This is a genomic window from Pantoea sp. Tr-811, assembly GCF_011752535.1.
Classification (GTDB): domain Bacteria; phylum Pseudomonadota; class Gammaproteobacteria; order Pseudomonadales; family Pseudomonadaceae; genus Aquipseudomonas.
Genome location: NZ_VWXJ01000039.1, coordinates 1 through 11235, shown reverse-complemented (window position 1 = coordinate 11235; position 11235 = coordinate 1). Strand labels below are relative to the sequence as shown.

10 protein-coding genes and 1 pseudogene are annotated in these 11235 nt (G+C 65.1%); 8 read left to right on the top strand and 3 right to left on the bottom strand.

Annotation, left to right across the window (positions count from 1 at the left end):
* Nucleotides 1–239: 239 nt before the first annotated feature.
* From F3J44_RS29100 to F3J44_RS29080, 5 genes are all read left to right on the top strand, one after another.
* Entirely contained in the window at nt 240–650 is a 411-nt protein-coding gene (locus tag F3J44_RS29100) for a cobalamin biosynthesis protein (protein ID WP_167277935.1), read from the top strand.
* A 30-nt stretch (nt 651–680) separates the two neighbouring features.
* Complete coding sequence (gene cobM / locus F3J44_RS29095; protein ID WP_167061069.1) at nt 681–1433, top strand: precorrin-4 C(11)-methyltransferase; 753 nt, start codon at nt 681–683, stop codon at nt 1431–1433.
* 64 nt (nt 1434–1497) lie between these two features.
* Nucleotides 1498–1740 carry a DUF1272 domain-containing protein gene (locus F3J44_RS29090; RefSeq protein WP_167061066.1) on the top strand — a complete coding sequence of 81 codons (243 nt, stop codon included), beginning with the start codon at nt 1498–1500 and terminating at the stop codon, nt 1738–1740.
* Between the two features lie 215 nt (nt 1741–1955).
* Nucleotides 1956–2570, top strand: coding sequence for a response regulator transcription factor (locus F3J44_RS29085; protein WP_167277933.1), 615 nt, complete (start codon nt 1956–1958; stop codon nt 2568–2570).
* A 13-nt stretch (nt 2571–2583) separates the two neighbouring features.
* Nucleotides 2584–5853: a transporter substrate-binding domain-containing protein gene (locus F3J44_RS29080; protein ID WP_167277931.1), complete on the top strand. Its 3270-nt coding sequence runs from the start codon at nt 2584–2586 to the stop codon at nt 5851–5853.
* Here the strand turns inward: F3J44_RS29080 and F3J44_RS30500 are convergent.
* The 3 genes and pseudogenes from F3J44_RS30500 to F3J44_RS29070 form a co-directional block, all read right to left on the bottom strand.
* Nucleotides 5828–6265 carry a methyl-accepting chemotaxis protein gene (locus tag F3J44_RS30500; RefSeq protein ID WP_370526364.1) on the bottom strand — a complete coding sequence of 146 codons (438 nt, stop codon included), beginning with the start codon at nt 6263–6265 and terminating at the stop codon, nt 5828–5830. The genes F3J44_RS29080 and F3J44_RS30500 overlap by 26 nt on opposite strands.
* A gap of 99 nt (nt 6266–6364) precedes the next feature.
* Nucleotides 6365–7147, bottom strand: a pseudogene (locus tag F3J44_RS30495) (PAS domain-containing protein); the annotation flags it as partial.
* A gap of 113 nt (nt 7148–7260) precedes the next feature.
* The gene (locus tag F3J44_RS29070) at nt 7261–8280 is read right to left on the bottom strand and encodes a LacI family DNA-binding transcriptional regulator (RefSeq protein WP_167061056.1); all 1020 of its coding nucleotides are present in this window, start codon (nt 8278–8280) and stop codon (nt 7261–7263) included.
* Between the two features lie 207 nt (nt 8281–8487).
* Here F3J44_RS29070 and F3J44_RS29065 point away from each other — a divergent pair, with 207 nt between their 5' ends.
* From F3J44_RS29065 to F3J44_RS29055, 3 genes are all read left to right on the top strand, one after another.
* On the top strand, nt 8488–9027 hold the full coding sequence (locus F3J44_RS29065; RefSeq protein WP_167061053.1) for a gluconokinase: 540 nt from the start codon (nt 8488–8490) through the stop codon (nt 9025–9027).
* A gap of 123 nt (nt 9028–9150) precedes the next feature.
* Nucleotides 9151–10503, top strand: coding sequence for a GntP family permease (locus tag F3J44_RS29060; RefSeq protein ID WP_167277929.1), 1353 nt, complete (start codon nt 9151–9153; stop codon nt 10501–10503).
* Nucleotides 10504–10586: 83 nt separating this feature from the next.
* Nucleotides 10587–10880: a hypothetical protein gene (locus tag F3J44_RS29055; RefSeq protein WP_167277928.1), complete on the top strand. Its 294-nt coding sequence runs from the start codon at nt 10587–10589 to the stop codon at nt 10878–10880.
* Nucleotides 10881–11235: the final 355 nt, after the last annotated feature.

Below are 11235 nucleotides of genomic sequence, written 5' to 3'. Positions count from 1 at the left end.
TGTTGGTACGACGCGATATTGCGCCATGCGCCAAGGCGTTCGCGCGCCAATCCCCCAGGACTCACTGGCCCGAAACAAACGTAGGAGCGAGCGCAGCTCGCGAAGCGCCGCGCGGGCGGCGCTCGATTTCACAGGCGCCACAAGGCTAAAACCAATCCCCACCTGCCATTTGACTCCCCAACCGCCCCATGCTCTCCTTTACGCCCTGCGCCCCCCGGGCCCCTCTATAGAAAAAGCAGATGACACCTTCACACCTGCAGCCAGCGCTATATGCCGGCGTTGGTTGCCGCCGCGGCTGCCCGGTGGAAGACCTCGACGCACTGCTTCGGCACGTCCTCGCCCAACACGGCCTGCCCCTGGCGGCTGTGCGCGGCATCGCCAGCCTCAGCCGCAAAGCCGACGAGCCCGGCTTGCGCCTGCTCGCCGAGCGCCTTGCCCTGCCCCTGGTCCTGCTCGACGCCGCGCAACTGCAAGCCTTCGAGCCCCTGCTCAGCCACCGCTCTGCCACCGCCTACGCCCACTGCGGCTGCTGGGGCGTTGCCGAAAGCTGTGCACTGGCCCTGGCCGAGCAGCAACACGGCAGCGCCAGGCTGGCAGTCGCGCGCCAGGCGACCAGCAACGCGACCGTTGCCCTGGCCTGCGCCGTATAATCGTCCGCTTCATCTACCCAAGGATTTTCCATGACGGTCTACTTCATCGGCGCCGGCCCCGGCGACCCGGAACTGATTACGGTCAAAGGCCAGCGCCTGATCCGTCAGTGCCCGGTGATCATCTATGCCGGCTCCCTGGTGCCTGCTGCCGTGCTCGACGGGCACCAGGCCGAGACGGTGATCAATAGCGCCGAGCTGCACCTGGAACAGATCATCGAGGCCATCAGCCTGGCCCATGCCAAAGGCCAGGACGTGGCCCGCGTGCACAGTGGCGACCCCAGCCTGTACGGCGCCATCGGCGAGCAGATTCGCCTGCTGCGCGAACGCAACATCGATTACCAGATCATCCCCGGCGTCACCGCCACCGCCGCCAGCGCCGCCTTACTGGGCTGCGAGCTGACCTTGCCGGACATCGCGCAAACCGTAATCCTCACCCGCTACGGTGACAGTTCACCGATGCCGCCTGGCGAGCAACTGGGCGACCTGGCCCGCCATGGCAGCACCCTGGCCATTCACCTTGGGGTGAAACACTTGCCGCGCATCGTCGACGAATTGCTGCCGCATTACGGCGCCGACTGCCCGATCGCCGTGGTGCACCGCGCCACTTGGCCCGACCAGGACTGGGTACGCGGCACACTGGCCAACATCGTCGAGGCAGTGGCCGCCAAGGGCTTCAAGCGCACTGCGCTGATCCTCGTCGGCCACGTGCTGGGCGATGCCCCCTTCGCCGCCTCGGCCCTCTACCGCGCCGGCCACGCCCACCTCTATCGCCCCGGCAACTGAGCATTGCCAAGTAAAGCGGCGCCGTAGCAGACTCCGGGCATCCCCCTGAACCGGAGTCATGCCCATGCTGGCGCTACGCCCCAACTGCGAATGCTGCGACCTCGACCTGCCCGGCGACAGCCCCGATGCGCTGATCTGCTCGTTTGAATGCACCTTCTGCCGCACCTGCGCCGAAGGCCGCTTCCAGGGCCGCTGCCCGAACTGCGCTGGGCAGCTGGTGGCACGCCCTACCCGGGTTGGCCAAGCGCTGCGCAACAACCCGGCGTCCACCGAGCGCACCTTGAAACCCCATGCCGCGTGTAATTGACCCCGTATAAACACCGGCCCTGTGCCATCAAACAGGGCCTTACCCCTGTTTTTTGTAGGACTTTTCCACAAACTCCGCCGCTTAATCAACAGAACTATACTGGCCGTTATCACGGGGCCGGAATGGACGTATCGTGCTGCACAGGCGAAAGAACTTGCAGACGTATTCCTGAATTACCCCAGGAAGCGGACCACATTCCGACAGGAGTTACCTACATGACCACTGTGTTGATCGTCGATGACCACCCCATCGTGCGGCTTTCCCTGCGTTTACTGCTTGAGCGCGAGCGTTTCAAGGTGGTTGGCGAAGTCGGCAATGGCAGCGAAGTTGCCCAGGTTGCGCGGGAATTGCGCCCCGATGTGGTAATCCTCGACATCGGCTTGCCTGGCCTGGACGGCATGGAAGTCATCAAGCGCCTGCAGCAACTGGAATCGGCCCCCAGAATCATGGTGCTGACTGGCCAGGCCACCGACCTGTATGTGCGCCGCTGCCTGGACGCCGGCATCGGTGCGTTCGTTACCAAGGATGAAGACCACGAAGCGCTGATCTTCGCCCTCAAGGCGCTGATCAAAGGCTATTCGACCTTCCCGCAGATGTCGGTCAACAGCAACACGCTCGACAGCGAACCCATGCGCCTGGGCAGCCTGTCCAACCGTGAAATGGAAGTGCTCAGGCGCCTGGCCCGCGGCGAGAACAACAAGAACATCGGCGCCTGCATGAACCTCAGCGCCAAGACCATCAGCACCTACCGTGGGCGCATCATGGACAAACTCAAGACCGAATCACTGGTCGAGATGGTAGACCTGGCCAAACGCAACCACGTTTACTGAGCGGTTGGCCGCCATGATGCGATTGCTGGCCAGCCTGTTCCTGGCCATCGGCCTTGCTTGCCAGGCGCAGGCCGCGCCGGTCGATGGCGAACCCCGCCACCTGCTGGCACGCGCAACCGGCGCCGCCCAGCCCCTGCAATTGAACGAAGCCGACCGGCAGTGGCTGGCCCAACGCGGTGCCCTGCGCCTGGGCAGCTCGCGCCCGGACTACGCGCCGTTCGAGATCAACGTCAGCCTGGGCGACTATGAAGGCCTGACTGCCGATTACGCCGGGCTGATCGCCGAACAATTGGGCATCCCCATCGAGGTCCGGCGCTACCCCAGCCGCAGCGAGGCCATGGCCGCCCTGCATGAAGGCAAGATCGACCTGTTGGGTAGCTCCAATGCCTTCGAAGCCGCTGATGCCCATGTCAGCCTCAGCCAGCCCTACGCCGACGACCTGGCAGTGATTGCCACCCGCCAGGACCGCGACTTCGAGCATGACCCGACCCTGGCCGGCCTGCGCCTGGCGATGGTTGACCACTACTTGCCCAGCGACGCCGTGCGCAAGCTCTACCCCCTTGCCCAATTGAGCCTGTACCGCTCGACCTTGGCCGGGCTGGCCGCCGTAGGGCTCGGGGAGGCGGACGCTTACCTGGGCGATGCCATCAGTACCGATTACCTGATTGGCAAGAGTTACCAGGGCACCATGAAGATCGACCACTTCTCCCCCGCGCCGCCGGGTGCCTTCTCGTTCGCCATGGCCAAGGACAACCCCCGGCTGATCCGCCTGGTGGACGCTGCCCTGGGCAGAATCAGCGAAAGCGAGCGGCTGGGTATCCTGCGCCGCTGGACCAGCGGCAATACCAGCCTGCTGCTGGAACGTCACCTCTCGGCGCTCAGCGCCGAAGAGCAGGCCTGGATCAGCCACAACCCGACCGTCAGCGTACTGATCGACCCCGCGCTGGCGCCCTTGACCTTCAACGATGCGCAGCAGCAGCCAAGCGGCATCACCGTCGACCTGCTCAAGCAGATCAGCCTGCGCACCGGGCTGCAGTTCAGCTTCCATAGCCGTGACTCGGTGCAGCAGATGGTCGAGCAGGTCGGGCGCGGCGACGCGCAGATGATCGGTGCGCTGGGCTATGGCCAGGGGCGTGCGAGCCTGTTGCGTTATACCCGCCCCTACCTGGTCAGCCCGCGCGTGCTGGTAACCGCGCAACAGGCCAACTGGCCACTGCGCGGCAGCAGCCTGGACGGGCAACGGGTCGCCTTGCTGCGCGGTTCGCCGTTGCGCGCCGAGGTGCAGCAACAGTACCCCACTGCGCGGGTGGTGGAAGTGAACAACCCCCTGGGCCTGATGGAAGCCGTGGCCAACGGCGAAGCCGATGTCGCCTACAGTAGCTACATCAACGCCAGCTACTACCTCAACCACGTGTTCAAGGGCAGGCTGAAGATCGCCAGCGTGCTGGGAGACGACCCGGCCACTGCGGCGTTTGCCGTGGCGCCGGACCAACCGCAACTGCAGTCTATCCTCGACAAGGCGTTGCTGAGCATTCCGCCCGAGGAGCTGGACCAACTGGTCAACCGCTGGCGCAGCAGCACCCTGGTGAGCGACGGGCCGTGGCGCAACTACCGCGCCCTGGCCTTGCAGGTGTTGGTGCTGTCGGCGTTGTTGCTGGCGGGCGTGGTGTTCTGGAACAGCTACCTGCGCAAGTTGATACACCAGCGCACCGAGGCGCAACGGGCACTGCAGGCGCAATTAAGCCTGAGCCGCGGCTTGCTCGAACAACTGCGCCAGGCCAAGGACGAAGCCGAACAGGCCAGCCAGACCAAAAGCACCTTCCTGGCCACCATGAGCCATGAAATCCGCACGCCGATGAACGCGGTGATCGGCCTGCTGGAACTGGCGGTCGAAGACAGCCAGGCCGGCCGCAGCGACCCGCAAACCTTGCAAACCGCACATGATTCGGCCGTCGGCCTGCTAGGGCTGATCGGCGACACCTTGGATATTTCCCGCATCGAATCCGGCCACATGACCCTGCACCCCGTGGCCACCGACCTGGCCGAGCTGGTGCGCAGCATCATACGGGTGTTCGACGGCAACGCCCGGGCCAAGGGCCTGCACCTGCGCAGCGAGCTGCCAGACGAGCCGATCTGGGTGCAGGCCGACCCTTTGCGTTTCAAGCAGATCCTGTCCAACCTGCTGAGCAATGCCATCAAGTTCAGCGACCGCGGCGACGTTCACACCTGCCTGCAAAGCACCCGCCGTGGCGACAGCCTGCACCTGGTGCTGCATGTGCGCGACAGCGGCATAGGCATTGGCGCTGCCGACCAGGCCCGGCTGTTCAATGCCTTCACCCAGGCCGACGGGCCACGGGCCAGCCAGGGCGCAGGCCTGGGGCTGGTAATCAGCCGCTCGCTGGCCGAGCTGATGGGCGGCACGCTGACCCTGCAAAGCGTCGAAGGCGTCGGTACCCGGGTCGAAGTCCAACTGCAGCTGCCGGCCAGCCAGGCGCCGGCCCCCATCGAGGCGGACGCACCCGCGCAGGAAGGCAGCGCCGAACCCCTGCACATCCTGGTGGTGGACGACTACCCGGCCAACCTGATGCTGCTGGAGAAACAGCTCAAGAGCCTGGGGCACCAGGTGAAGCTGGCCGAAAATGGCGAGGTGGCCTTGGCCTTGTGGCATAACGAACACTTCGACCTGCTGTTGACCGACTGCAGCATGCCGGTCATGGATGGCCACGCGCTGGCCCGTGCCATCCGCCAGCAGGAAAAGGCGCTTGGCCTGCGCGCCTGCCGGATCATCGGCGTCACCGCCAATGCCCAGGCCGAGGAGCGCGCACGCTGCCTGGCCAGTGGCATGGACGACTGCCTGTTCAAGCCCATCGGCCTGCGTACCCTGAAAGCCCATCTACCCCAGGTACACCCGGTTGCTGACACCCCAGTGGCCACGGCCAGCGGCTTCAACCTCAACGAACTGCAGCACCTGACCCAAGGCGACCTGCAACTGACGCGGCACCTGCTCGAACAGGTGGCGCAAAGCGCCAGTGAAGACCTGGCCACCCTGCGCGCCCTGGGCGCTGCGCCCGAGCAGGGCGCCCTGCATGCCATCACCCACCGCATCAAGGGCGGTGCCAAAATGCTCAGGGTGCGTGGCCTGGCCAGCGACTGCGAGGCGTTGGAGCAGGCCCTGGCCAACGGCTTGCCGACCCATGCCCTGCACCTGCGGCTGGATGCCAGCCTGCAGGCCCTGCAGCAGGAACTGGCCGAAGCCCTTAGTGCAATTGCAACGTCGAGTTGATCTGGCTGATGGCATCGACCACATGCCGCGACCCCTGCTGGATTTCCATGATCACCGTGCCGGCCTCGTTGGCCAACGCCACCCCTCGTCCGGTGCGGGTCAGGCTCGACTGCATGCTGGCCACGGCGGTCAGTGACAGGTCATGGTTCTGCCGCACCACGTCGACGATCTCCAGCGTTGCCTTGCTGGTGCGCGCTGCCAGGCTGCGCACTTCGTCGGCGACCACCGCGAAGCCGCGGCCATGCTCCCCGGCGCGGGCCGCTTCGATGGCGGCGTTGAGCGCCAGCAGGTTGGTCTGGTCGGCAATACCGCGAATGGTCAGCACGATCTGACCGATCACGTCCGACTGCTTGCTCACCGCATCGATGGTGCGCGCGGCGTCATTGAGCTCATGGGAGATCTGCTCGATCACTTCCACCGTCTGCTGCACCACTTCCGAGCCTTTGCGCGCGCAAGCATCGGTTTGCACGGAGCTGGCATGGGCCGCCTCTGCGGCGCTTTGCTGGGTGCTGACCTGGGCGGTGATGTCGCTGGCGAACTTGACCACCTTGTACAGGCGGCCCTTGCTGTCGAAGATGGGGTTGTAGGAGGCTTCGAGGTACACCGTCTGCCCCTGCTTGTTGACCCGTTCGAAGCGGTGCGAATGGTATTCGCCGCGGTTGAGCGAGGCCCAGAACTCACGGTAGTGGCTCGATTCGCGCTCATGGGGCAAGCAGAACAACCCGTGATGGCGGTCCAGCACTTCCTCAAGGCGGTAACCCATGGTCAGCAGGAAATTGTCGTTGGCTTTCATCACCCGGCCTTCGGGGGTGAACTCCACCACCGCCATGGAGCGGCCAATGGCCTTGAGCAAGCTTTCGCTCTCGTGCTCGTGCTGCACCCGCTGGGTGATATCGGACGCCACCTTGATCACGCTGGTGACCTGCTGGCGCTCGTCGAGCACGGGCATGTAGCTGGCCTCCAGCCATACCTCCCGGCCAGCCTTGTTCAGCCGCTCGAAGGTGCCGCTGATGGCCTTGCCCTGCCCCAGTTCGCGCCACAGCTGCTGGTATTCGGCGCTCTTGGCGTAGGTGGGATCGCAGAACAGCCGGTGATGCTTGCCGCGCAGTTCATCGGCCGCGTAGCCCATGGCCTGGCAGAACTGGCTGTTGGCATCGAGGATGGTACCGTCAGGGGCGAACTCGATCATCGCCATTGAACGGCTGATCGCGGCCAGTTTGGCCTGGCTGTCGGCCAGGGCTTGGCGAGCACGCTGAAGCTCAAGCAAGTCGGATTTATTGTGGAAGTCGAACATGACGCCGGCATCCTCTATGCGCAGGGTTTCCTGAGCATAGATCGGCGCCGTCGCCATGCAAGCAATCTAATATCACCTTGTAATTAGTCTGCTCGGCCCAGGCGATAAAAGGCTCATGAGCTTTCCCGCACCATCAGCTCGAACCCCAGGTCCTGCTGTTCGGTGGCCACCCGCTTGCCATCGAGCAAGGCCAGCAAGGCCTGGGCTGCACCCCGGCCAACAGCGGCCCGGGGGGTGCGGATAGAGGTCAGGCGCGGCACCATGTGCGCCGACGCTGGCAAGTCGTTGAAACCGACCATGGCGACCTGGCGTGGCACCTCCACGCCCTGGCGCAACGCCTGCAGCACCGCGCCCTGGGCCAGGTCGTCGTTGCAGAAGAAAATGCCGTCGACGTCCGGTGCCTGGGCCAGCAGTTGGCTGAACAGCTCGCTGCCCAGGGCAATGGATGACGGTTGCGGCGTCAGCATTTCCAGCTCGGTGGCCTGCAAGCCGGCCTCGGCCAGTGCCTGGCGGAAACCCTCGGCGCGCTGCATCACCCGCGGGTCGAGCTGGGCGGCGATGAACGCCAGGCGCCGCCGGCCACGCTCGATCAGGTGCTGCGCTGCGGCGCGGCCGGCCTGTTGCTGGGAGAAGCCCACCGACAAGGCGCCCGCCTCGCCGCCCAGCTCCATCATGTGCACGCAGGGTACGCCGCTGGCGGCCAGCATCTGCCGCGCCGCGTCGCTTCGGTCGAAGCCGGTGAGCAGCATGCCGCAGGGCTGGTAGGCCAGGTAGTTGCGGATGAGGTTTTCTTCTTCCTCGCTGTCGTAGTGATAGTTACCAATCAGCACCTCCAGCCCGCGCGGGCGCATCACTTCGTGAATGGCCTCCAAGGTGTCGATGAACAGCTGGTTGGACAGCGACGGGATCAACACCACCACCGAATGGCTGCGCGCCGAGGCCAGTGCCCGCGCCGCGGGGTTGGCGACATAGCCCAGCGCCGCCGCGGCCGCAGCGACTTTTTCCGCCAGCTCCGGGGCAACCGTGCTCACCCCGCGCAGCGCGCGCGAAGCGGTAATCGGGGAAACCCCGGAAAGCCTGGCAACTTCCGCCAGAGTGGGACGACCGGTGGTGCGAGAGCCTGTGCGCGACATGAATGTTGTAATTTTACTACTTGCAGGAATGGGGAACGGCCACTAAGGTAGCGCTGTCTCAGGATGCAGGCAATGTAATCTTTGGTAGTGGCGACTACACGCACCCTGCCAAGCGTCCATACTGCGTGAGGACAAGACCAATAACACCGGGGAGGTGGCGTTTCGTTCATAGCGAGACAGCGCTGTCTCACCCCGCAGGAGGTACTGATGAATTCTCCCCTGTCCGCCATCGTGGTGATGGGCGTGGCCGGCTGCGGCAAAAGCTGCGTCGGCGAGGCCATTGCCCACAAGAGCGGCGGTCGCCTGATCGAAGGCGACGCATTCCACCCTGCCGAAAACATTCGCAAGATGAGCGCCGGCATTCCCCTGGACGATGACGACCGTGCCGGCTGGCTGGTGCGCCTGGGCCAGGAATTGCAAGCCACGGTGAAGGCTGGCGAACGGCCAATCCTCACCTGTTCGGCGCTCAAGCGCCGTTACCGCGACACCTTGCGCGCCGCCATGCCGGAACTGGCCTTCGTGTTCCTCGAACTGACCCCCGCCGAAGCAGAAAAGCGCGTACTGGCCCGCCCCGGCCACTTCATGCCGGCCAGCCTCATCGACAGCCAGTTCGCGGCCCTCGAAGCGCCCCACGGCGAGCCGCTGACCCTGGCCCTGGACGCTACCCGGCCAATCATCGAACTTGCCGCCTCGGTCGACACCTGGCTAAAGCCCTGCGGTGAGCAGGACCTGGCGCACACTGCCTGACCCGGCGGTTTTCCCGCTCACCAAAGACAGCGCTGTCTCGACGCCAAAGCGCGGCGAAAGTTCCAAAAAACTGCTCTATTAACGCAACGCCAAAAACAACGATAAGACCGAGGCCTCAAAACCATGTTCGGACTGGCTACAGACACCTACCTGCTGCTCGACGCCCTGGTAACCATCGTCGGGCTGATTCTGCTGATCACCCATTTCAAGGTTCACCCCTTCGTCGCCCTGACCCTCGCTGCCGGGTTCCTCGGCCTGACCTCCGGCATGCCGGTGGCCAAGGTGATGAAGTCGTTCCAGGACGGCTTCGGCGGCGTGCTCGGCTTCGTCGGCATCGTCCTCGCCCTGGGCACCATGCTTGGCAAGCTGATGGCCGACTCCGGCGGCGCCGACCAGATCGCGCAGACGCTGATCCGCGCCTTTGGCAAGAAGAACGTGCACTGGGCCATGATGTGCGCCGCCTTCCTGGTCGGCATCCCGCTGTTCTTCGAAATCGGCTTCGTGCTGCTGGTGCCGCTGGTGTTCATCGTCGCCCGGCGCTCTGGCGTGTCGCTGATCAAGATCGGCATCCCGCTGCTGGCCGGCCTGTCGGTGGTCCACGGCCTGGTTCCACCGCACCCGGGCCCACTGCTGGCGATCGGCATTTTCCACGCCGACATCGGTAAAACCATCTTCTATGGGCTGCTGGTGGCGCTGCCTACCGCGATCATTGCCGGCCCGCTGTTCGGCAGCTTCATCGCTCGCCATATCCCGGGCAACCCGTCCCAGGAACTGATGGACCAGATCGCCAAGGAGTCCGACCAAAGCAACCTGCCCAGCTTCACCATCACCCTGGTAACCGTGCTGCTGCCGGTGGTGCTGATGCTGCTCAAGACCTTCGCCGACGTGGTGTTGCCTGCCGAGCACATCGTGCGCCAGTGGATGGACCTGATCGGCCACCCGATCACGGCCCTGCTCGCGGCCCTGCTGCTGGCCTTCTACACCTTTGGTTCGGCGCGCGGCTTCAGCCGCCAGCAGATCATGAAGATGCTCGACCAGAGCCTGGCGCCAACCGCCGCGATCGTGCTGATCGTCGGCGCCGGTGGCGGCTTCAAGCAGATGCTGGTGGACACCGGCGTGGGCAACGTGATCGGGCAAATGGCCGTGCAAGCCCAGATTTCGCCCATCCTGCTGGCCTGGCTGGTGGCGGCGGTGATCCGCATCGCCACCGGTTCTGCCACTGTGGCCACCATCACCGGTGCTGGCATCGTCGCGCCGGTGATCGACCTGGTGCCGGGGGTGAACCGTGAGCTGCTGGTGCTGGCCACTGGCGCGGGGTCGCTGATTCTGTCCCACGTCAACGATGCGGGCTTCTGGCTGGTGAAGCAGTATTTCAACATGACCGTGGCCGAAACCTTCAAGACCTGGAGCATGATGGAGACGATCCTGTCGATCGTCGGCATCATCCTGATCATGGCCCTGTCCACGGTGGTGTGACCGCTGATCGGCGGGCTGGCACGTTGCGGCTTCGGGCAGGGACAAAAGGGGTACATGCCCTGCCCGAAGCAAAGGAGCCTGCCATGACCCGTTCAAGTCTTCTGCTTGCCGCCCTGCTCGCCTCGCCGCTGGCCCTGGCCATCGGCACCGGGCCAACCTACCCCGACGACCCCCACAACCCGGCGCCACAGCCTGGGGTCGACAGCACCCTGAACCCGATCGAAAAGCCCATGCCACGGGACACCGACCCGCGCATACAGGGTGACGACCCCGAGAATCCGCCGGCCAAGCTGAACGATGACCGCGACCTGCCGGGAATGGATGGCAGCGGCTCGGAGGGCATGGGCCGTCAGGGTAGCGGCGAAACACAGCGCTGATAGCCTATCCCTCTCGCCGCGCCAGCCTAACTGCATCGCGAATTCCCTGTAGGAGCGAGCGCAGCTCGCGATGGGGCGCGCAGCGGCCCCAACGTCTCAGCTTCGCGGCGCTTGCCGCCGGGGGCTGCTCTGCAGCCCATCGCGAGCTACGCTCGCTCCTACCGGGGCGGCGTTGGCCTGGCGTGTGCTGTCTACCCCGACGACCCCCACAACCCGGCGCCACAGCCCGGGGTCGACAGCACCCTGAACCCGATCGAAAAGCCCATGCCACGGGACACCGACCCGCGCATACAGGGTGACGACCCCGAGAATCCGCCGGCCAAGCTGAACGATGACCGCGACCTGCCGGGAATGG

What these genes read in the sequence shown, in the direction of transcription:
- F3J44_RS29065 (WP_167061053.1), top strand. Translation starts at nt 8,488, where the DNA reads ATGAATTCTCCCCTGTCCGCCATCGTGGTGATGGGCGTGGCCGGCTGC.
- cobM (WP_167061069.1), top strand. Translation starts at nt 681, where the DNA reads ATGACGGTCTACTTCATCGGCGCCGGCCCCGGCGACCCGGAACTGATT.
- F3J44_RS29100 (WP_167277935.1), top strand. Translation starts at nt 240, where the DNA reads ATGACACCTTCACACCTGCAGCCAGCGCTATATGCCGGCGTTGGTTGC.
- F3J44_RS29060 (WP_167277929.1), top strand. Translation starts at nt 9,151, where the DNA reads ATGTTCGGACTGGCTACAGACACCTACCTGCTGCTCGACGCCCTGGTA.
- F3J44_RS29080 (WP_167277931.1), top strand. Translation starts at nt 2,584, where the DNA reads ATGATGCGATTGCTGGCCAGCCTGTTCCTGGCCATCGGCCTTGCTTGC.
- F3J44_RS29090 (WP_167061066.1), top strand. Translation starts at nt 1,498, where the DNA reads ATGCTGGCGCTACGCCCCAACTGCGAATGCTGCGACCTCGACCTGCCC.
- F3J44_RS29055 (WP_167277928.1), top strand. Translation starts at nt 10,587, where the DNA reads ATGACCCGTTCAAGTCTTCTGCTTGCCGCCCTGCTCGCCTCGCCGCTG.
- F3J44_RS29070 (WP_167061056.1), bottom strand. Translation starts at nt 8,280, where the DNA reads ATGTCGCGCACAGGCTCTCGCACCACCGGTCGTCCCACTCTGGCGGAA.
- F3J44_RS29085 (WP_167277933.1), top strand. Translation starts at nt 1,956, where the DNA reads ATGACCACTGTGTTGATCGTCGATGACCACCCCATCGTGCGGCTTTCC.